Raw genomic sequence first — 21,436 nt, 5'->3', positions numbered from 1 at the left:
TTTGCTCCCTTTTAAGCCGATGCCGTGGCTACTGTGCTCCGCGCGCGTACGCCAACCCCGATCATCAGCGCCGCCGCGAGAAGGATGCCGCCGCCTGCCGTGAAGACGCCGGTGGCTCCGCCCGCGTCGAACAGGGCGCCGCCGAGCGCGGCTCCCATCGCGATGGCGAGCTGTATGGCGGCGACGAAGAGACCGCCGCCGGTTTCAGCCTCGTCGGGGATGGTGCGGGTGATCCAGGTCGACCAGGCGACCGGCACGGCGCCGAAGGCAAGACCCCAGAGGGCGACCATGGCCGCGTGGGCGAGCGGAGTGCTGCCCGAGACAGCGAGGCCTAGCCCGAGAATGCCCATCGTCAAGGGCATGAGCAGCAGCGTGAGGCGCAGGTTCCGCTCAAGCATTATGCCACCCAGATAGGTGCCGAGGAAATTGGCGATGCCGAAGCCCAGCAGGATGGCGGAGATGGAGGCGATGCCGACTCCCGTCACCGTCTCAAGGAACGGGCGGATATAGGTGAACAAGGCAAAATGCCCGGTAAAGACCAGCGCGATGGCGATCATGCCAAGGCCGACGCCCGGACGTTTCAACACATCGATAAGGGTGCGAAGGCGCGCGATGCCGGTGGGGGCAAGCGAGGGAAGCGCGGCGAACTGGACAACGAGCGTGACAAGTCCGAGACCCGCCGCGATCAGAAAGACACCGCGCCAGCCCAGAATGTCGCCGAGATAGCTGCCGACCGGAGCGGCAAGCACCGTGGCGGCGGAAACACCGCTGAAAAGGATGGATAGCGCGCGCGGAATGAGCGCATCGGGAACAAGCCGCATGGTGATAGCCGCCGCCATGGTCCAGAATCCGCCCAGCGCAATGCCGAGAAGTACGCGGCCGGCAATCAGAAACGGCAGGCTAGGGGCGTAGGCCACCAGCAGGTTGGATACGATCAGCATGACCGAAAAACCCATGAGCAGGTGACGCCGGTTGATTCGCCGGGTGGTGGCGGCAATCAGAAGGCTGGTTATCAGCGCGACGATTGCGGTTGCCGTCACGGCTTGCCCGGCGGCGCCTTCCGTAATACGGAGTTCGGCGGCCATCGGTGTCAGGAGACTCGCGGGCAGGAATTCCGCCGTGACCAAACCGAAGACGCCAAGCGTCATCGAGATGACCGCCCCCCAGGCGGGTGTTTCCCGTGCCGCCTCCTGTGCTGATCGTGGTGTTACTACTGAGCCGTCCATTTGTTGTCCTTCCGGAATTTGTGCGTTGCAGCACAATAGGATGGACAGGACGGACGATCTATGCCAATAAATCCGGAATGCTTGATCATACGTCCGAAAATCGATCTGTCTCGCGCGTACAATCGCAGCTAACTCCACCAAGCGATCTGGTGAGCGAACTGCTTTTGGGGATGCGGCTCAATGGGCTGAACTACCGGCGCATACAGATGACGCCGCCCTTCGGCATTGGGATCGGCACCGTCGAAGGGCGGGCGCAATTTCATTTCGTGGCGCGTGGCCCGGTAATTCTGCGTACCGCCGATGGAAGCGAGCAGAGGCTCGAAACGCATGACGCCGTGCTCCTGCCTCGCGGCGGGCGGCACGAGCTTTTGTCGGCGCCGGATCTGCCAAGCCGCGATATCGTCACCTATGAGGCGGTTCCGCTTTGCGAGACGGTCGGCGCGATCAAATCCTGCTGCGAGACGACCTGTCGCTCGCAAGATGCGCTGATCTTCAGCGGCTGCATGGATTTCGATCTGGGGGCCATGCAGCCACTGGTGGCGGTGATGCCTGAGATGATGCATGTCGGCACCTTGCTTGGCCGGGAGCCGGAAATTTTGCCGATGCTGGAGGCAATGGAGCGCGAGGCGCGCATGGAGCGGGCGGGCTATGCCGGCATATTGGCGCGGCTTGCCGATGTGGTTTCCGCATCCATCGTCCGGGGCTGGGTGGAATGCGGCTGCGGCGACGCGACCGGATGGGTGAATGCGTTGCGCGATCCCAAGCTTGGCCGGGTCATCGCGGCGCTGCATCGCGAGCCAGGCCGCGACTGGACGGTCGCTGAACTGGCCGCCGAGATGGGAAGCTCCCGCTCGGTCTTCGCCGAGCGTTTTCTTGAAATGACCGGCATGTCGCCGGTGCGTTATCTGACGGAGCTGCGAATGCGACTTGCCGCGCAATGGATCGGACGCGAAAAGCTGCCCATCGAAAGCGTGGCGCATCGTCTGGGATATGGCTCGCAGGCGGCTTTCAGCCGGGCCTTCAAGCGCGTGATCGGGCAAGCGCCGGGCGCTGTTCGCGCGGCATTGAATCCGGCGGAGCAGCATTCATGACCGGCAAAGAAATCGCCATCATCGGCGGGGGGCCTGCCGGACTGATGGCTGCGGAAACATTGTCCGCGCTCGGGCACAGCGTGACGGTGTATGACGCGATGCCGACGGTCGGTCGCAAGTTTTTGCTGGCGGGGAAATCCGGCCTCAATATCACCCATGCCGAGAATCACGCCCGCTTTCTGACGCGCTTCGGCGCGGCCTCGGATCGCTTGCGCGCCGCCTTGGATGGCTTCACGCCTGAAGATATCCAGGCTTGGGCGGCGGGGCTCGGCATCGAAACCTTCACCGGGTCGTCGGGCCGGGTTTTTCCGAAGATGATGAAGGCCTCGCCGCTCCTGCGGGCGTGGCTCAAGCGGCTTGAAGGGCAGGGCGTCAAAGTTCTCATGCGCCACCGCTTCGAGGGTTTTGACGAGGGTAGCCTGGTTTTCAAAACGCCTGATGGCGTGAAGACCGTGACGAGCGACGCTGTGCTGCTTGCCCTAGGCGGCGCGAGCTGGCCCAGACTTGGATCGGACGGCGCCTGGGCGCCTTGGCTGAAGGAAAGGGACGTCGAGATCAATGATCTTCGCCCCGCCAATTGCGGCTTCGATATCGGCTGGAGCGAAAATTTTGGGGAGCGCTTTGCCGGCGCTCCGGTAAAATCCGTTACCGCCGTCTCGGATGCGGGATCGTTTCGGGGCGAGTTCGTCATCACGCGCAATGGCGTCGAGGGTGGCCTCGTCTATATGCACGCGGCAGCTTTAAGGGACCGGCTCGATCAAGATGGCAGCGCCGTGCTCGAACTCGATCTTGCGCCGGGCCGGACGGTGGAACGGCTGGCGCGCGATCTTGCCCGGCAGGATGCCAAGGCCAGCTTCTCCACCCGCCTGCGCAAGGGCGCGGGTCTGGAAGGCGTCAAGGCCGCATTGGTGCGGGAAATCATGCCGCAGGCCGCCACGGCCGGGCCCGAACAGCTTGCGCGCGCCATAAAGTCATTGCCGCTTGCCGTTCTCAGGCCCCGCCCCATTGGGGAAGCCATCTCCTCGGCGGGAGGCATCTCCTTGGAAAGCATCGATGAGAGTTACATGCTCAAGGCGCTACCCGGCGTATTTGCCGCCGGTGAGATGCTGGATTGGGAAGCACCGACCGGTGGCTATCTCCTGAGCGCCTGTCTCGCCACGGGCAAGGCCGCGGCGAGGGGCCTCCATGCGTGGCTTGGGTCATCCACCCATTGACCGAACCATGGCGACCGCTTCCAGCCACGAGAATCCGTTCACTGTCCGGTTGATTTTCGGATAGGCGAGCGACCGTTCGTCGCAGCACGGTGGCCCTTTCCTTCGCGGGAAAGATGGGCATCAATGCCTGTAGACGATGTTTCCACAGTTCATTGAAACAACTCGGCATCCGGAAAGGCTTTTCTACCATGGTGTGGCAACGCCGGTCTTTCGACGGAAGTGTCGATCTGCTATTGCTCAAATTCTTATTTAAGCGCGTTACGGCAACTGGCGAAGATCGATCTTAAGGGGCGTTGAAATGGAGACGGCGAACGGCAACCGGGTTATGCGGATAATCGGCTGGGGTGGAAAGAAGCCATCGGCCGCAGCGATAGAGGAAGAAAACGACCTCGGCGTGCTGCTTGATTCGGTGCAGCAGGTCTCGCTTGCGCTCCAGGAAGAATATGAACGCAGCCTTGCCAAGATGGGCCGGGACGTGTCGCAGTTGGCCACTCAAGTGGCGACCTTGCATCCCATGGTTTCCCGGCTCAAGGACGAACATTCGATCGATGACAAGCGCAACCGGATACTGGAGTCCGAACAGGCGCGGCTCAAGGAACAGGTCAGCAAGGCTCTGGCGGAACTCGAGCATTACCGGTCCCTCAGCACGAAACTGCGCGAGCAGGTAGACGCGGCATCCGAGCGCGAATCGAACGACAAGAATGCCATCAAGACTTTGAAGATCGACCTGGAGAAGGCGCTTGCCGATATTCAGGAAAGGGATGGCGATCTTACCTACGAAAAGCGCAAGCGGAGCGAGATCGAACACGACAGGGAGACGATGCGCTCACGTCTCGCCAAGCTCGAAGCCGAATATTTCCAGGCGAAGAGGGCGATCGCCAAGGTACTCAACGATCATGGCGTGGTGAAAGGCAATCTTGCCACGCGTGAACTGGAACTCGAGCGCGCGCTGGAGGATGGCACGATCGAACGAACCGCCCGCGCCCAGGCCGAGGCACTGCTGGCGCGCAGCCGGCACGAGCTGGAAGAGGCGCAGCGCGAAAACCGCGGCAAAGAGAAGGAACTTCGCCGCCTTATCGAGCAGTACGAAACGGAAATCCAGACCCTGCGCGCCAAGAAGACCAATGCCGAGAATGCCGAAATGGCGCTACGCGGCAAGGTCGTGCTGGTGCAGCGGCTTCTCGTGAACCAGCGGGCGAAGACGGACAAGGCGTATGAGCATATCGGCCATCTCCAGGAATCGATCCGCAAGCTGATGTCGGACGAGGCATCGAGGACGATCAATCTCGAGTGGGAGCCGGATGAAGGCGAGATTTTGCCTGAAGAAGCAGTTGGCCCGGAGTTGAAGGAGCCGAAGGACGAAGCGTCGGAAACCGTTCCGGCCAATCAGGTCGTTCGGCTTCCCGTCAGAGATCGGAACAGCTGATAGTGAGGCAGAACGCGCAAGACCCTGGATCGATCGGTTCGGGCAGGGCGCCCCGCGACGCAAGATATGCCCTGTCCATGCGGACATAAGGTTTATGGCTGGCCCGGTCTTGCGCGAGACTATTCGATGAGAGAGCTGGAATAGTCTTGGCGGCCTGCTTCGGATTGAGCACCGATGGCCGGCCCGGATGGTCATAATTCTGCCTCTCGCGGGCTGTTTTCTGGAAGCATGAAACCGGTCCTGTCAGGTGCGATCGCTTTCCTGATCCTGTGCGCGCCGGCTGCAGGCGCGCCGGCGAATTTTCTCTATATGGGATCAGGCGACCTCGAAAAATCGTCGGCGCTCCTGCAACGCCCGGATATCGATGGCGTGCAGGTCGTCTATAGCTGGAAGTCGCTGGAACCGGCCAAGGGCCAGTATGATTTCTCAAGCATCGAGCAGGACCTTGCCGCCGCCGATGCCGCGCACAAAAAACTCTTCATCCAGATTCAGGACCGGTTCTTTTCGCCCGAAGCGAGAAACGTGCCGGATTATCTCCTGACAGACCCGCAATATGGCGGCGCCCTTGTTGCACAAGTCGATAATCCCGGTGAGAGCAAGCCGGTTGGCCACGGCTGGGTGGCGATGCAGTGGAACCCTTCCGTGCGCGTGCGTTATCAAGCGCTCCTCAAGGCTCTGGCTGAAAAGTTCGATGGCAAGGTTTTCGGTGTGAATCTGCCTGAAACGGCCGCCGATGTTGACCAGAAGCACGATAAGTCCGGTTTTAGCTGCGACGCTTACTTCGATGCCGAGATGCAGAACCTGAAAGTGGCGCGGGCGGCCTTCGGCAAATCGCATGTCGTCCAGTATGTGAACTTCTGGCCATGCGAATGGGATAACGATCACGACTATATGGGGCGGCTGTTCAAATATGCGGCTTCGCACAGGATTGGCCTCGGCGGCCCTGATATCGTGCCGTTCAACAAGGCGCAAATGAAGAATTCCTATCCGTTCTTCCACCGCTATAAAAGCAAGCTCGATCTGGTGGCCTTGGCCGTCCAGGAGGCGACGCTGACCTACAAAAACCCGGCGACCGGCAAGCCTTTTACCAGGCAGGAATTCGCCCGCTTCGCGTCCGATTATCTGGGAGCAGATATTATTTTTTGGAGTGCCGAGACGCCCTGGCTAAGAAATAGCTAGCCGCGAGGCGGCAGATGCAACGCATTCGGCCCGATATTGAGGCCGATCTCCAGGCTGGCGGCGATGCGGTGGGCGCGGTCGATGAAGAAGGCGGCGGCCTGGCCTTCGCAAGTCTCGGCCACGGTTGTCTCGAACAGCGCCAGCCAATGCTGGAAATGCGCGTGTTCGAGGTCGAGACCATGGTGCACCGCATGCGGCCTGCCGCTGTAGCGGCCGGTTGTCAGCGCGACCGATGACCAGAAATCCACCATCTTGGCGAGATGAGCGTCCCAGCGCTCGCCGATCCGCGCATCGAAAATCGGCCCCAGGAGGGCATCCTTGCGGACGCGGGCGTAGAAGCTATGAACCAGCCTTTCGACAAGCGTTTCCGACATTTCCGTGGGCAGGCTATCAGGCATCGGGTTTCCCTTGAGGTTCACTTCTTTTCTTTACGTCCGCCGGCTTGCCTTGTCGAGCCAACCGCTGGATTTCCGACGGTGCATCTCTTAAGGTGTGCCATCGGATAAAAAGGGTGGACCAATGGGCTTGTCGGATATTTTCGCGCGCATCGTGGCGGCTGTCGGGGAGGTGGCAATCTACCTCCGGCATGGGAAGGACGGACCAAAGGTTCAGGCTTTCGGCAATACGCCGGCCATTCCGCCCGCCAAGCCGCAGGGCATCCCCACGCTGAAAATGCCGACCGCCAAAGGCTGGGCGGAAGACGAGACTCCGGTCGCCGCCCCGGGGCTGAAGGTGAACGCCTTCGCGCGCGGCCTGAAGCATCCGCGCTGGATCCATGTACTACCCAATGGCGATGTATTGACGGCGGAGGCGCTGAGCACACCGGGGGGCATCAAGTCGGTTTTCGACTATGCGCAATATACCACCATGAAGCGCGCCGGCGCGGTGGGCGAAAGCGCAAACCGTATCACGCTGTTGCGTGACGCAGACGGTGATGGCGTGGCCGAAACGCGCGACGTGTTTCTCGGCGGCCAGAACCAGCCTTTCGGCATGGCACTGCTGGGCGATATTTTCTATGTCGGCAATACCGATGGCGTGGTGGCGTTTCCATACAAGACGGGTGAGACCCGCATCGATGCGGCGGGCAAGAAGCTCAACGATTTGAAGCCCGGCGGTCACTGGACACGCAGCCTGCTGGCGAGCCCGGATGGCAAGAAGCTTTACATCGGCGTCGGTTCGCTCAGCAATATTGGCGATGAAGGCATGGAAGCGGAGGAGGGCCGGGCGGCGATTCACGAGCTGGACGTTGAGACAGGCATAACCCGCATCTTCGCCTCCGGCTTGCGCAACCCCGTCGGCACCGCGTGGGAGCCAACGACCGGCACGCTCTGGACAGTGGTCAACGAACGCGACGGCCTGGGCGACGAGACGCCACCCGATTATCTCACCTCGGTGCAAGACGGCGGCTTTTACGGCTGGCCCTATTGCTATTGGGGGCAGATCGTGGACGACCGCGTACCGCAGGACCCGGCCATGGTCGCCAAGGCGATCAAGCCTGATTTCGCGCTGGGTGGACACACCGCCTCGCTCGGCCTTTGCTGGATGCCGGCCGGCACACTGCCCGGTTTCCCTGATGGCATGGTCATCGGCCAGCATGGCTCCTGGAACCGCAGCAAACTGAGCGGCTACCGGGTGGTGTTCGTGCCGTTCGAGAATGGCCGCCCCGCCGGACCCGCGCGGGATATCCTGACCGGCTTCCTTTCCGAGGACGAGAAGGAATCCCATGGCCGCCCGGTCGGCGTCGCCATCGGCCCGGATGGCTCGCTGCTTGTCGCCGACGATGTGGGCGATGTGATCTGGCGGGTGACGGGAAAATAGTGAGATAGGGAATAGGGAATAGGGAATAGGGAATGGGGAAATAGAAGCTCCCTACTCCCTACTCCCTACTCCCTACTCCCTACTCCCTTTCTTCACCAACAACCCCTCCAGCAAAAATCGGGTGGCCTCGACCGCCTTCTTCGATGTCGTTTCAGGATCCGGCGCATTGGCGATCCACAGGGCGGCGTTCAGCGTCGCGCCATTGATCAGCTGCGCCATCGCTTCCGGGTCGGCCGCCACGATTGTTCCTTCTTGGGCGAAATTTCGCAGGCTCCCGGTCATGGAGCGGATGCAGGCGTTCTGGGTCGGCCATGCCGTGGGATCGCCTAGAACCGCCGGCCCGTCGCGCAGCACGATGCGCTGGATTTCCGGCTCCAGCGCCATCTCGATATAGGCGATGCACTCATCGACAAAGCCCTGCCAAGGGGTGGCGGCTTTTGCCGAGACGATCTTTAGCCGATCATTCATCTCCGCGTCGATTTCGCCAATAACCGCCTGCAGCAAGCCCTTTTTGTCACCGAAATGATGGTAGAGTGCGCCGCGCGTCAGCCCGGCGGCAGCGGTGAAATCATCCATCGATGCTTCCGCATAGCCTTTCGAGCCGAAGGCCGCGCGGGCCGCTGAAACAAGCTTGGCCCGCGTCTCCGCGATCATCTCGCTGCGAGGTTTATGTGCCATCGCCATCCTTTCCCATACGCAGCGTATATTCTCGATTGACATACGTCACGTATGCAATTACCTAGTTTACATACGCTTCGTATATCAGAGGCGCCCAACCGGAATCAAGGACTGCTGCAATGTCCAATCCCTATAGTGAAATTTTTAAAGCACCCGGATCCAAGGCCTTCGCCTCGGCGGGGTTCCTCGCCCGCCTGCCGCTTGCGATGGTCACCATGGGGACGGTGGCCATGCTGTCGCAAACCCATGGTGAATACTGGCTGGCCGGCGCCGTTTCCGCCACCTTCGCGCTGACCAATGCCATCGTGTCGCCGCAGATATCGAGGCTGGTGGATCGCTATGGCCAGAGCCGCGTGCTGGCGCCGGTGACGGCAATCTCCGTAGCGGCGTTCGCGGGGCTTATTCTCACCACGCATTATGGCTGGCGCAACGAGCTGCTGTTCCTCTTCGCCTTCATTGCAGGCCTGATGCCGAGTATGCCCGCCATGGTGCGGGCGCGCTGGTCCGCGCTCTACCGGGATACACCGAAGCTCCACACGGCCTTTGCATTCGAATCCGTCCTCGACGAGGCGATCTATATGTTGGGCTCGGTGTTTGCCATCGGCCTCAGCGTCGCGCTCTTCCCGGAGGCGGGGCCGCTGCTGGCAACGATATTCCTCGCTGTCGGTACGGCGCTCTTCGTGGCGCAGAAATCGACGGAACCGCCGGTTCATCCCGTAGAGACAAGGGGCGGGCGCTCGGCCATAAGGCTCGGCGCCGTGCAGGTGCTGACGCTCACGCTCATCGCCATAGGCGCGATGTTCGGCACGGCGGAAGTCACCGTCATCGCCTATTCCGAAGCGTTGGGCCACAAGGGCGCCGCGAGCTTCATCCTTGCCGGATATGCGGGCGGATCGCTGCTCGTCGGGCTGGTCTTCGGCACGCTCAAGCTATCCATACCCCTCTCGCGCCAGTTCCTGTTCGCCATCGGCGTTGCGATGCTGACAGCCTTGCCGCTCCTGACGATCGGCAGCATCTGGAGCATGGCGCTGCTGCTGTTTCTCGCCGGCGCGTCGATTTCGCCCACCTTCATCACCGCTTTCGGCCTGATCGAACGCCTGGTGCCGTCGTCGCAGCTGACGGAGGGAATCACCTGGGCGATGACCGGCATTGGTATCGGCATGGCCATCGGCTCGTTTGCTTCCGGCTATGTCATCGACGCCTATGGCGCCCGGAATGGGTTCTGGATTTCCGTGGCGGCGAGCGGCGTCGCCCTGACGGTCGCGCTGATGGGGTACCGAACACTCCAGCGCCCGGCGAGAACGACCGCGCCTGAAACGGCCTTCGCATAACGCCGCGCCGATACCGGGAATACAGGAAATTCCCACGTGCTCCCTGGCGCGTGGGAATTTCCTCTACGGCGTCTTGGACAGGTACTGCCGGAACCGGCTTTTCTGTAGTTCCGCGTGCGCATCCTTGGGGCTGAGCGCGGCAAGACGGCCAAGGACGCCGAGCGCCGCCACAAGCAGCTGGCGTTCGACATCCTGAAATGTCGCGTTCCCGGTCAGGTCCGTTGCAAGCTCGATCGTGGCGGTAGGGCCGAATTCATTGCCATCATGGGCGGAAAGCTGCAGCCGGACCGAGCCGCTCACCGTCGTGCCGTCATAACCCTCATGCTGCTGCAATCCGGTAATCTGCACGTCGGTAATCAAGCGCTTGCTGTAATCCATGCGAACATCCCTCCTCAATCCCAGAGCCCCCCTCGAGCTTGATCGAACAAATCGAATCTCCCGCCATTATAGGCATCGCGGATAAGATTGGGAAACGGCTCATCCCCTGAAAGCCGCTTATTCCCTTGTTCAAATGTTGCTAAAATGTTGCCCAAATGTTGCATTGTATACATTTCTGCACCACTGCCCACAAAATCGGCCCATAATGCCCAATTTTTTGCCTGTTTTTAATTGATGCGAATGTACTCAAATGTTCAATATAGCTGGCAAATCAGTTTGCCGGCGGCTTTCTGGTGCTTCATGCGGGCAAATAACGGGGCGGGTCATTATTAAGTGACGACGGCAGATCACATACTGGATATCGACCGCCAGGAGGCGCCGGGCGACGATCTTCCGATCTCGCCCGACTGCGCGGAGGATGTATCTTCCGCGAAACCCAAGACCGGGCTTTCACGCTATAATGCGAAGAAAGTGCAGGCCTTCATGCGCGAGAACCTTGCGCGAAAGCTGACCGTGGCTGATTTCGCCGAGATTTGCGAGCTTTCGCCCAGCCATTTCATCAGCGCCTTCACCGAGACCTTCGGACAGGCGCCATACGGCTATCTCCTCAACATGCGCCTCGCCCATGCCGAAAGGCTGCTCACCCAGCGCGACATGCCAATCGCCGAAGTGGCCTATCGCAGCGGCTTTTCCAGCCAGAGCCATCTGACGTCGGCCATGAAAAAGCTGAGGGGCGCGACGCCGTCTCTGATCCGCAACCGGAAATAGGCCGGCGGCTCTTTACTCCTGGGTCCACGGATTGACGATGTCGGCTCCGGTGTCGGCAAAGTCACGAACATTGCGCGTGACGATCACGAGATCATGCACGATCGCCGTTGCCGCGATCAAGCCGTCTGTGTCGCCGCGCGGACGCATGGCCGCTATACGCCCCCACTCGATCGAAATATGATCCGTCACAGGCAGAATGCGTTCGGCATGCCGGTGACGGAGCCGGCGCAGCCATTCCGCAAGATGACCAGCGGCAACAGGATCGGATTTCTGCTTCAGGGCGATCCCCCGCATGATCTCGCCAAGGGTGAGGGTGCTGAGATGAATGGTTTGCGGATCTGCGGCTTTTAGCCAGTTGACAGCCTCGGGCGTTCCGCGTCTCGCTTCCGAGATGACATTTGTGTCGACCAGATACATCAGAAGATGTTCCCGCGGCTCGGAAGCTTCGCCCGCGCATCGATGGATGCCGCCAACTCGTCGTCCCATGCCGGGCCGGCAAGCAAGTCCTCGATGATATCAGGACGATTGCCGATGAGGGCATCATAGTCAGCCGCAGACAACACCACCGCCGCGCGCTCGCCCCTCAAGGTAACAACCTGCGGTCCTTCATTGCGCGCCTTCTGCACAACCTTGGAAAAATGATTCTTCGCGTCCTGCAGGTGCCATTCCATTGGGGTTTCTCCATAAATAGCTAGCCAAGCTAGTTGAATATGAGACCCGTGGGTTGCCGTGTCAAGCTGGAGGGAGCTTTTAGAGCCTCAGAACTAGAGCGGTTCTTGTTTTAATGGAATCGCCGAGCGCCCTCGTGGTTCGAGGCTCATTCCGCTTCGCTCCATTCACACCTCACCATGAGGGCTACTGCGGCGTTGCGGTCCCTTCACCCTCATGGTGAGGTGCGGAGCGAAGCGAAGCCTCGAACCATGGGGGTGAAGGGCGCACAGCTGTTTCCGTGTAAAATACTCTAGCTTGAAACAGCGCCCCTCTCGCCGTCATTCTCAGTCCTCGGGTTAAGCCTGAGGATGTCCCGGAGAATCTACCGTAGCCTAATTTGTCAGGCCTCAACTGAAACGCTGAGAAGGGAGGCCGCATAGTCCCCTGCCGTCATTCTCGGGCTTGTCCCGAGAATCTGCCATAAGAAGAAGATAAGCGATTACCGTCCTGACAGATTAATCCACGGTAGATTCTCGGGACAAGCCCGAGAATGACGGCGAGAGGGGGCGCTGGCGCCCATCGCCGTTATTAACCTTTTTCTAACCCTCGCGCTCATTCCAAGCTTCTTTTTCAGTTATCGCTTATGGAAACCGTAGGATGTTGAAATACACATCTTCGCGACTCTGTCTTCCCTCCCGGTGATATTATCCGGTGATCCATATGCCCTGGTCGGCATTTGAAGCGGCAGCGAATGACAAGCGGCGGCTTCGAAGGCGACATGAAAAAGGCGGCGGTCACCGGGTGGTTTCGCATCCGAGGGACCGACCATGCTTCATACCGCCATCCTGTCAGCGCGCCAATTCGCCGGCTATCTTTCCGGAGCCGCGAAATTGCGCGACCGGCTTCCAGCCGCGCTTGCGATTGCAGTGACCGCGACGGCGGGGCTGTGGAGCGGCGATGTTCAGGCGCAGGTGACGGGAAATCTGGCGCTCACCAATGTCGCTGTCCCGACCGGCAAGTATCCCCCTCCGGCGCATCGGCAGCTTTCGGGCGGTGGTGCCGCCTTGTGGACCGGCGGCGCGCGCGCCTTCCCGTCCGAGCCGAACGGTTCTGGCGGGGACGGTGTGCAGACCTATCGCGGCGTCGCGGCAAAAGTGCAGGCGCCGCCGTCGGCTTGTACCAACGGTACGGCGACCGTCACCGTTTCCGTGCGGGTGACAAACAATGGGACGGCGGCGGGGGTCGGCTATTCCGGAAGGCTTTCCCTCTTCAGCGACAACGGCGTCACCGAGATTGTAACGGACCCGACCCTCGATCATCCGGTAGGCACGTCGGTGAGGCTGACGGTTACGGGTACCGTTCCTGCCGCCGATGTCGCCGCCGGCAGATTGGTCGCCGGCCTCTGGCTGGAGACGTTTCACACCGGTCCAAAAGGCTGGACTGCCGACCAGTTCCGCGCGACCTACGCTTACGCGAACTGCGAAGCAGACCTTTCCATCACCAAGACCGATGGCGTCACCACCTACACGCCGGGGATGGACACATCCTACGCCATCGTCGTTTCCAACAATGGCCCCAATGACGTAACCGGCGCTGAGATCAGCGATCCGCTCCCCACCGGCGTCACATCGGCCAACTGGACCTGCGGCAATGCCACCGGAGGCGCTGTTTGCGGCGCGCCGAGCGGCACGGGCGCGATAAACACCACGGCGAACCTGCCTTCCGGCAGCTCCGTCACCTATCGGATGAGCACGGGCATCTCCGCGACCTTCAGCGGTTCGCTCACCAATACGGCGCGGGTAGCCGCGCCCGCTGGCGTGACCGACACCAACACTGCCAACAACGCCGCCAGCGATACCGACACGCGCGCAGCGCCGCCCGTTTCCGGCGCCTGCTCGCCTATCCCCAATTCGGGCGGCGCGTTCGGTCCGCTTGGCGCCACCGTCTCGGTAGCGCGAACCGGGACCTGGAATACGGCCTCCCCCTGGTCAACGATGGGCGGAAATTATTCGATAACCTGGACCTTCTCTGAAGCGGTCCCGGCAAACTGGATTCAGTTTGACGTCCATGATGTCGGCGGCGGTGCCTCCTATCCGAGCACGCTGCCTTCGATCAGGGTCTCGCTGGGCACGGGTGGCACGGCGACCACGGCTGACTTTTCTCTCATCGCCGGCTACCAGGCCGGTATGAACGACCTGACCTACGCCGCCTCCACGGGCGCTTTTGGTTATGTTCGTGCGGCCAATCAATGGAAGGCGGCTGGCGGGCTGCGGGGAAATTCGGCCGATACGGTCAAATCCATCACGATAACCGCCACCAATATCGAGGCCGGCGATCATATCGCCCACGCGCTTGCTGCTCGTCCATCCTGCGTGACCATGCGGAAGCTCACTCAGGGCGGCACCGGCGCTTTCAACTTCAACATGGCCAATGTCGTGCAGGCGAGCGGCGCCGCCGCCCCGAGCACCACGCTCACCACGACAACCGCCGGCACCGCCGTTTCCTCGACTGGCTATTACGCCCGTCCCGGCACCGCCATGACCTTGAGCGAAGTTGTCCCTGCGGGCTGGAGCCTCGCCAATGCCGTCTGTACGGACCGCAATGCGGGCGCAACCGGAAACCCGACCGTCATCGGCAGCCTCGCTTCGCCAACGCTGACCATTCCGGCGGCGAATGTGCGCCCGCAATCCGATATTCTCTGCGTCTTCACCAATTCGGCCGCGACCGATCTTTCCATCACCAAGGATGACGGGCAGGCGGAATACTCGCCCGGGACGGACGTCACCTACACTATGGTCGTCACCAACAAGGGTCCCACCGCCGTTACCGGCGCGCGCATCACCGATCCGCTGCCGGCGGGCATAACGGCTTCCGCCTGGACCTGCGGGGCTGCCGCTGGCGGCGGCGTTTGCAGCGCGGCCAGCGGATCGGGCGCGATGGATACCACGGCGGATCTGCCTGTCGGCGCATCGGTGACCTATGCGGTGACGATGAGCATCCCGGTCGATTTCACCGGCGATCTCGTCAACACGGCCGCCGTCGCCTTGCCGGCTGATATGGCCGACCTTGACCCCTCCAACAACAGCGCCACCGACACCGACAAGCTTGGCGACCCAAAGGTGACGGTCAAGAAGGCGCTGATCGGCGAGAACATCACCGCCAACAATGTGGCCGAACCGGGCGAGGTGCTCACCTACAAGGTCACGATCACCCATACGAGCGGCCCGGCCTTCAGGGAATTCGATTTCATCGAGAACATCCCCAACGGCGCAAGCATGACCCGCGTCAGCGGCGCGGATGGCTTCACCGCGCCGGTCGCGGGCGCATCCACCGTGCAGCTGACCGTGCCGGAAGTGCCTGTCGGCGGCGTGGCCGAGGTCGAAATCGACCTGACGGTGGCAGCGCCCATTCCGCTCGGCATTTCGCAGATCAAGAATGTCGTCAGTGGTGGTGACGTGCCGGCGAATTGCGTGGAATGCGAGGTGACGACGCCCGTCCCGCCCTATACGCCCAATTTCCCCGAGACGGTTTCCTGCTCTACGCCCGGCGCCTATTTCAACACCGGCTTCAACGGCACCGGCGGCGTGAAGCGGTCCGGCTATGACAATTACTGGCAGGTGGCTGTCGGAAGCCGGACCGGCAACTATGGCGCGGCGGCGATCGTGACCAATCCGCCCGCGGGCCCCAATGGCTGGGCCATTTCTCCCTATAACAATGCGGCCTGGGTTTCGGTCGCCTCGAACGCAGCCAACCCCGCCGGCGTAACCGACTTCTTCTACAGATACCAGTTCAACCTCGACCCGGCGGTAGATCCGAAGTCTCTCGCCCTGCAAATGAGCTATTATGCCGATGACACTGTGGCGCAGGTTTGGGTCAATGGCGTAGCGCAGAACATTTCGGCCTCTCCGGCTTACAAGATCGGCCAGGAAGCCAAGGGCATTCTCAACAAGGGCTGGAAGACCGGCCTCAACGTGATCACCATCGACGTCAAGAATGGCGGCGGCCCGGGCGGCTTCATGGCGCAAATTACCTCGGCGGCCATCTGCCAGCCGAAGCTGACGCTGCGCAAGGAAGTCATCAACGACCAGAAGGGCACTTTGACGCCTGCGGACTTCATGCTGAGCGCCACTGGCAAGGCTCCGCTCACGAACGTCATCCAGGGGGCGATGGGGAATGCGGCGGTCACCAACGCCCCGGTTCCTCCGGGCACCTATACGCTCGCCGAGGTCAACCAGCCCGGCTACATCGCAAGCGCCTACAGCTGCTCCATCGATGGCCGCGCGGCGCAGATTCTCGACAAGGCCGAGCTGGCGCTCGTCAACGGCCAGAACGCGATCTGCACCATCGTCAATGACGACCAGGACCCCAAGCTGAAAATCGAAAAGACCGGCACGCTCAACGACAAGGATTTCGACGGTTATGTCGATAAGGGCGAGACGATCAGCTATTCGTTCCTCGTCGAGAATATCGGCAATGTGCCGCTGACCGGCGTGACCGTGAACGACGATCTCCTTGCCCGCGCGAGCATCTCGGTGACGCCGGGACCCCAGACGCTGCAACCCGGCGGCAAGGCGACCTTTACCGCCACATACACGGCTGTGCAGGCCGATATCGAGGGTGGTCAGGTCACGAACACGGCCACCGCCACCGGCACGCCGCCCGTAGGCGATCCTGTCGTCAGCGAGCCCGACACGGAAGTCGTGCCGCCGGACGCAAGGCCCGTCGTCGAGGTCAAGAAGGAACTGATCGGCGAGAATATCACCGTCAACAATATCGCCGAGCCCGGCGAAGTGCTCACCTACAAGGTGACGCTCACCCATGTGAGCGGCGCGGCCTTCAGGGAATTCGATTTCATCGAAAACATCCCCAACGGCGCAACCATGACCCGCGTCGAGGGCGCGGGTGGTTTCACCGATCCGGTGGCGGGCGCATCCACCGTGCAACTGACCGTGCCGGAGGTGCCGGCGGGCGGCGTGGCCGAGGTCGAAATCGACCTGACGGTGGCCGCGCCCATTCCGCTCGGCGTCTCGCAGATCCGCAATCTCATCAGCGGCGGCGATGTGCCGGCGGATTGCACCAATTGTTCGGTGACGACGCCGATACCACCCTACACGCCGGTTTCACCTCCCACCATTTCCTGCTCGACCGAAGGCGCCTATTTCAACACCGCCTATAATGGCCGCGGCGGCTTTAAGCCAAGCGGCACGGACGACTATTGGGAAGTCGCGACGACAACCACGAATGTGCCGGGTGCGCCGCCCGCCGGCCTGAGGTGGGGCAGGGCAACGGTCGCATCCACCCCGCCGGCCGGTTACATCAAATCGCCTTTCGGCAATGCGAACTGGATTTCGCATAGCGCCACCACCATGCATGTTCCCAATAACGTCAGTAACGACATCTTCTATCGCTTCCGCTTCAATCTCGATCCGGCGGTCGATCCGAAGAGCCTCGATCTGAAAATGAGCTATTACGCGGATAATTCCGTCTTCCAGGTCTGGGTGAACGGCGCCGCGCAGAACATCCGCTCGAACTTTGGAACGGCGGACCCGTATTTCTATGCCGGCTTTTACGCAACCGGCGTTGCCGCCGGCTCTATGAACGGCGCATGGAAGGTCGGGGCGAACGAGATCATCGTTCACGTCAAGTCGGGAGCGCCTGCCCAGGCTTTCATGGGCCAGATCAGCGCCGGCGCCATCTGCCAGCCGAAGCTGACGCTGCGCAAGGAAGTCATCAACGACAATGGCGGCACCGCCACCCCTGTTGATTTCCCCCTCAGCGCCGCGGGCAAGGCTCCGCTCACCACTGTCATCCAGGGGGCGATGGGCGCTCCCGCGATCACCAACGCCCCGGTTCCCGAAGGCACCTATACGCTCGCCGAGACCACACGGCCCGATTATGTGCCGAGCCTTTACAGCTGCTCCATCGATGGCGGCGCGGCGCAGATTCTGGACAAGGCGGAGCTGGCGCTCGTCAATGGCCAGAACGCGATCTGCACGATCTACAATGACGACCAGGACCCCAAGCTGACGATCAAGAAGACCGGCGCGCTGAACGACAAGGACGGCGACGGCCTGCTCGATCTGGGCGAGACGATCGCCTACACCTTCGAGGTGAAGAACACCGGCAACGTGACGCTGACCGGCGTGACGGTCAACGATCCCCTGGTGAAGGTCACGGAGGCCCCGCAAACGCTCGCGCCCGGCGGAATCTTCATCTTCCATGGCACCTATACGCCTGACCAGGCCGATATCGACGCCGGCCAGGTGGAAAACACCGCGACCGCCACCGGCACGCCGCCTGCGGGCGACCCGATCGAAAGCGACCACTCGACCGAGATCATCCCGCCCGATGTCCGGCCCAGCCTGAAGATCGTGAAGACGGGCAAGCTGAACGATACCGACGGCGATAAGTTGCTCGATCCGGGTGAGACGATCACCTATTCGTTCGAGGTGGAGAACGACGGCGAGGTGACGCTGGATGGCGTGACGGTCGACGATTCGAAGCTGGCTGCGAAGGGCATCGGGGTGACGCCGGGACCGCAGAAGCTTGCGCCTGGCGACAAGATCACCTTCACCGCGACCGCGGAGTATGAACCATCACAGGCCGAGCTCGATGCCGGCCAGGTGGAGAATGTGGCGACGGCCACCGGCAAGACGCCCAAGGGTGCGGATGTGGTGAGCCCGGAGGACCCCGAGATGGTTCCCCCGGACCTGACGCCCGGCCTCGAGATCGAGAAGACGGGAAAGCTGAACGACAAGGACGCCGACGGCAAGCTCGATTCGGACGAGACCATCACCTATACGTTCCTGGTCAGGAACACCGGCAATGTGACGCTGGCGAACGTCACCGTCGACGATCCGATGCTGGCGGCGCGCGGCATGACCATGACGCCGGAACCGCAGACGCTTGCGCCCAACGCTGAAATCACCTTCACCGCGACCCCGGATTATGTGCCCACCCAGGCAGACATCGACGCCGGCCAGGTGAAGAACGTCGCCACGGCCTCCGGCGTGACGCCGGGCGGGGTTGATTTCGTCAGCGAGCCTGATGACGAGACCGTGCCGCCGGACCTCATGCCCGGCCTGACCATCGTGAAGACGCCTCAGCTGAACGATGCCGACGGTGACGGCCTGCTCGATTTGAACGAGACGGTCACCTATTCATTCCTCGTCACCAACACCGGCAAGGTGACGCTCTCGGGCGTGACCGTGAACGACCCGATGCTGGCCGCAGCCAATGTCGCGATTTCCCCGGAACCGCAGACCCTCGCCCCCGGCGGCAAATTCACCTTCACCTCGGCGATTTATACCCCTGATCAGGCGGATATAGACGCAGGCTTCGTCAAGAACACTGCCACCGCCACCGGCACGCCGCCCACGGGCGACCCGGTTGTCAGCGATCCCTCTGAGGCAACGGTCAATGCCGATGTGACGGCGGCGCTGACGCTGGTGAAGTCGGCGGCGGTGAGCGGAGACGATGCGCTCTACAGCCTCGGCGAGACGGTGACCTACAGCTTCACGGTCAAGAACGCCGGCAAGGTGACGCTGTCTGATGTGACGGTCAACGACCCGATGATCGCCGCCAAGGGCATGGTGCTGGCCCCGGCCTCGTATCCGAGCGTGCTGCCGGGCGAGACGGTCAGCTTCACCGCGACCTATCAGCCCGTGCAGGCCGATATCGACGCCGGGCGGATCGACAACGTCGCCACGGCGAGCGCCAAGACGCCCGATAATAGCGATGCGGTGAGCGAGCCTTCGGCGGCGACGATCAATGCCGATGTGACGGCAGCGCTGACGCTGGTGAAGTCGGCGGCGGTGAGCGGAGATGATGCGCTCTACAGCCTCGGCGAGACGGTGACCTATAGCTTCACGGTGAAGAACGCCGGCAAGGTGACGCTGTCTGATGTGACGGTCAACGACCCGATGATCGCCGCCAAGGGCATGGTGCTGACCCCGGCCTCGTATCCGAGCGTGCTGCCGGGCGAGACGGTCAGCTTCACCGCGACCTATCAGCCCGACCAGGCCGACATCGACGCCGGGCGGATCGACAACGTCGCCACGGCGAGCGCCAAGACGCCCGATAATAGCGATGCGGTGAGCGAGCCTTCGGCGGCGACGATCAATGCCGACGTGACGGCCTCGCTGACGCTGGTGAAGTCGGCGGCGGTGGATGGCGACGATGCGCTCTACAGCCTCGGCGAGACGGTGACCTACAGCTTCACGGTGAAGAACGAAGGCAAGGTGACGCTGTCTGATGTGACGGTCAACGACCCGATGATCGCCGCCAAGGGCATGGTGCTGACCCCGGCCAACTACCCGGCGGTACTGCCGGGCGAGACGGTCAGCTTCACCGCGACCTATCAGCCCGACCAGGCCGACATCGACGCCGGGCGGATCGACAACGTCGCCACCGCCTCGGCCAAGACGCCCGATAATAGCGATGCGGTGAGCGAGCCTTCGGCGGCGACGATCAATGCCGATGTGACGGCGGCGCTGACGCTCCAGAAGTCGGCGGCGGTGAGCGGAGATGATGCGCTCTACAGCCTCGGCGAGACGGTGACCTATAGCTTCACGGTGAAGAACGCCGGCAAGGTGACGCTGTCTGATGTGACGGTCAACGACCCGATGATCGCCGCCAAGGGCATGGTGCTGACCCCGGCCAACTACCCGAGCGTGCTGCCGGGCGAGACGGTCAGCTTCACCGCGACCTATCAGCCCGTGCAGGCCGATATCGACGCCGGGCGGATCGACAACGTCGCCACCGCCTCGGCCAAGACGCCCGATAATAGCGATGCGGTGAGCGAGCCTTCGGCGGCGAGCGTCAATGCCGATGTGACGGCAGCGCTGACGCTCCAGAAGTCGGCGGCGGTGAGCGGAGACGATGCGCTCTACAGCCTCGGCGAGACGGTGACCTATAGCTTCACGGTCAGGAACGCGGGCAAGGTGACGCTGTCTGATGTGACGGTCAACGACCCGATGATCGCCGCCAAGGGCATGGTGCTGACCCCGGCCTCGTATCCGGCGGTGCTGCCGGGCGAGACGGTCAGCTTCACCGCGACCTACCAGCCCGATCAGGCCGACATCGACGCCGGGCGGATCGACAACGTCGCCACCGCCTCGGCCAAGACGCCCGATAACGGCGATGCGGTCAGCGAGCCTTCGGCGGCGAGCGTCGAGGCGGACGTGACGGCCTCGCTGACGCTCCAGAAGTCGGCGGCGGTGAGCGGAGATGATGCGCTCTACAGCCTCGGCGAGACGGTGACCTATAGCTTCACGGTCAAGAACGCGGGCAAGGTGACGCTGTCTGATGTGACGGTCAACGACCCGATGATCGCCGCCAAGGGCATGGTGCTGACCCCGGCCTCGTATCCGAGCGTGCTGCCGGGCGAGACGGTCAGCTTCACCGCGACCTACCAGCCCGACCAGGCCGACATCGACGCCGGGCGGATCGACAACGTCGCCACCGCCTCGGCCAAGACGCCCGATAATAGCGATGCGGTGAGCGAGCCTTCGGCGGCGACGATCAATGCCGACGTGACGGCAGCGCTGACGCTCCAGAAGTCGGCGGCGGTGGATGGCGCTGATGCGCTCTACAGCCTCGGCGAGACGGTGACCTACAGCTTCACGGTCAAGAACGCCGGCAAGGTGACGCTGTCTGATGTGACGGTCAACGACCC

14 protein-coding genes are annotated in these 21,436 nt (G+C 62.2%); 8 read left to right on the top strand and 6 right to left on the bottom strand.

Going from position 1 to position 21,436, the window contains the following annotated elements; all coding sequences use genetic code 11:
* Positions 1 to 11 precede the first annotated feature (11 nt).
* Complete coding sequence (locus C7477_RS09880) at positions 12 to 1,226, bottom strand: MFS transporter (protein WP_110751609.1); 1,215 nt, start codon at positions 1,224 to 1,226, stop codon at positions 12 to 14.
* A gap of 149 nt (positions 1,227 to 1,375) precedes the next feature.
* Here C7477_RS09880 and C7477_RS09875 point away from each other — a divergent pair, with 149 nt between their 5' ends.
* The 4 genes from C7477_RS09875 to C7477_RS09860 all read left to right on the top strand — a co-directional run bounded on the left by C7477_RS09875 (position 1,376) and on the right by C7477_RS09860 (position 6,136).
* A complete protein-coding gene (locus C7477_RS09875) occupies positions 1,376 to 2,317 on the top strand; it encodes an AraC family transcriptional regulator (RefSeq protein ID WP_425373548.1) in 942 nt (313 codons plus the stop codon).
* Complete coding sequence (locus C7477_RS09870) at positions 2,314 to 3,531, top strand: TIGR03862 family flavoprotein (RefSeq protein WP_110751605.1); 1,218 nt, start codon at positions 2,314 to 2,316, stop codon at positions 3,529 to 3,531. Before C7477_RS09875 ends, C7477_RS09870 begins: the two co-directional genes overlap by 4 nt.
* A 298-nt stretch (positions 3,532 to 3,829) precedes the next feature.
* Positions 3,830 to 4,957 (top strand): coiled-coil domain-containing protein, encoded by a 1,128-nt coding sequence (locus C7477_RS09865; RefSeq protein WP_110751603.1) that lies wholly within the window; start codon positions 3,830 to 3,832, stop codon positions 4,955 to 4,957.
* 228 nt (positions 4,958 to 5,185) lie between these two features.
* On the top strand, positions 5,186 to 6,136 hold the full coding sequence (locus C7477_RS09860) for a hypothetical protein (RefSeq protein WP_110751601.1): 951 nt from the start codon (positions 5,186 to 5,188) through the stop codon (positions 6,134 to 6,136).
* Here the strand turns inward: C7477_RS09860 and C7477_RS09855 are convergent.
* The gene (locus tag C7477_RS09855; RefSeq protein WP_110751599.1) at positions 6,133 to 6,534 is read right to left on the bottom strand and encodes a group III truncated hemoglobin; all 402 of its coding nucleotides are present in this window, start codon (positions 6,532 to 6,534) and stop codon (positions 6,133 to 6,135) included. The genes C7477_RS09860 and C7477_RS09855 overlap by 4 nt on opposite strands.
* Positions 6,535 to 6,655: 121 nt before the next feature.
* Here C7477_RS09855 and C7477_RS09850 point away from each other — a divergent pair, with 121 nt between their 5' ends.
* Positions 6,656 to 7,954, top strand: coding sequence for a PQQ-dependent sugar dehydrogenase (locus tag C7477_RS09850; RefSeq protein ID WP_110751597.1), 1,299 nt, complete (start codon positions 6,656 to 6,658; stop codon positions 7,952 to 7,954).
* A gap of 72 nt (positions 7,955 to 8,026) precedes the next feature.
* Here C7477_RS09850 and C7477_RS09845 read toward each other — a convergent pair whose 3' ends face one another.
* Positions 8,027 to 8,632 (bottom strand): TetR/AcrR family transcriptional regulator, encoded by a 606-nt coding sequence (locus tag C7477_RS09845; RefSeq protein WP_110751777.1) that lies wholly within the window; start codon positions 8,630 to 8,632, stop codon positions 8,027 to 8,029.
* A 119-nt stretch (positions 8,633 to 8,751) separates the two neighbouring features.
* On the opposite strand from C7477_RS09845, the gene C7477_RS09840 reads away from it, so the two are divergent.
* Positions 8,752 to 9,963 (top strand): MFS transporter, encoded by a 1,212-nt coding sequence (locus C7477_RS09840; RefSeq protein ID WP_110751595.1) that lies wholly within the window; start codon positions 8,752 to 8,754, stop codon positions 9,961 to 9,963.
* 63 nt (positions 9,964 to 10,026) lie between these two features.
* Here the strand turns inward: C7477_RS09840 and C7477_RS09835 are convergent, their stop codons facing one another.
* Complete coding sequence (locus C7477_RS09835; RefSeq protein WP_110751593.1) at positions 10,027 to 10,341, bottom strand: hypothetical protein; 315 nt, start codon at positions 10,339 to 10,341, stop codon at positions 10,027 to 10,029.
* A gap of 333 nt (positions 10,342 to 10,674) precedes the next feature.
* Here C7477_RS09835 and C7477_RS09830 point away from each other — a divergent pair, with 333 nt between their 5' ends.
* Positions 10,675 to 11,109: a helix-turn-helix domain-containing protein gene (locus C7477_RS09830; RefSeq protein WP_245411796.1), complete on the top strand. Its 435-nt coding sequence runs from the start codon at positions 10,675 to 10,677 to the stop codon at positions 11,107 to 11,109.
* A gap of 12 nt (positions 11,110 to 11,121) precedes the next feature.
* Here the strand turns inward: C7477_RS09830 and C7477_RS09825 are convergent, their stop codons facing one another.
* Positions 11,122 to 11,526 (bottom strand): type II toxin-antitoxin system VapC family toxin, encoded by a 405-nt coding sequence (locus C7477_RS09825; RefSeq protein WP_110751591.1) that lies wholly within the window; start codon positions 11,524 to 11,526, stop codon positions 11,122 to 11,124.
* Entirely contained in the window at positions 11,526 to 11,780 is a 255-nt protein-coding gene (locus C7477_RS09820) for a type II toxin-antitoxin system Phd/YefM family antitoxin (RefSeq protein WP_110751589.1), read from the bottom strand. Before C7477_RS09820 ends, C7477_RS09825 begins: the two co-directional genes overlap by 1 nt.
* Before the next feature lie 807 nt (positions 11,781 to 12,587).
* Here C7477_RS09820 and C7477_RS09815 point away from each other — a divergent pair.
* Positions 12,588 to 21,436: DUF7507 domain-containing protein (locus C7477_RS09815; protein WP_110751587.1), on the top strand; the 8,849-nt coding region annotated here is incomplete at its 3' end.

The sequence above is a fragment of the Paramesorhizobium leguminum genome (genome assembly GCF_003217235.1).
Classification (GTDB): domain Bacteria; phylum Pseudomonadota; class Alphaproteobacteria; order Rhizobiales; family Rhizobiaceae; genus Paramesorhizobium; species Paramesorhizobium leguminum.
Note: the sequence above shows the minus strand (reverse complement) of the source record. Positions and strands in the feature narration are given on the sequence as shown.

Bases quoted from the DNA above. Each gene is read 5' to 3' on its own strand.
- C7477_RS09835 (WP_110751593.1), bottom strand. From the start codon at position 10,341: ATGGATTACAGCAAGCGCTTGATTACCGACGTGCAGATTACCGGATTG.
- C7477_RS09880 (WP_110751609.1), bottom strand. From the start codon at position 1,226: ATGGACGGCTCAGTAGTAACACCACGATCAGCACAGGAGGCGGCACGG.
- C7477_RS09855 (WP_110751599.1), bottom strand. From the start codon at position 6,534: ATGCCTGATAGCCTGCCCACGGAAATGTCGGAAACGCTTGTCGAAAGG.
- C7477_RS09845 (WP_110751777.1), bottom strand. From the start codon at position 8,632: ATGGCACATAAACCTCGCAGCGAGATGATCGCGGAGACGCGGGCCAAG.
- C7477_RS09825 (WP_110751591.1), bottom strand. From the start codon at position 11,526: ATGTATCTGGTCGACACAAATGTCATCTCGGAAGCGAGACGCGGAACG.
- C7477_RS09820 (WP_110751589.1), bottom strand. From the start codon at position 11,780: ATGGAATGGCACCTGCAGGACGCGAAGAATCATTTTTCCAAGGTTGTG.
- C7477_RS09850 (WP_110751597.1), top strand. From the start codon at position 6,656: ATGGGCTTGTCGGATATTTTCGCGCGCATCGTGGCGGCTGTCGGGGAG.
- C7477_RS09860 (WP_110751601.1), top strand. From the start codon at position 5,186: ATGAAACCGGTCCTGTCAGGTGCGATCGCTTTCCTGATCCTGTGCGCG.
- C7477_RS09870 (WP_110751605.1), top strand. From the start codon at position 2,314: ATGACCGGCAAAGAAATCGCCATCATCGGCGGGGGGCCTGCCGGACTG.
- C7477_RS09865 (WP_110751603.1), top strand. From the start codon at position 3,830: ATGGAGACGGCGAACGGCAACCGGGTTATGCGGATAATCGGCTGGGGT.
- C7477_RS09840 (WP_110751595.1), top strand. From the start codon at position 8,752: ATGTCCAATCCCTATAGTGAAATTTTTAAAGCACCCGGATCCAAGGCC.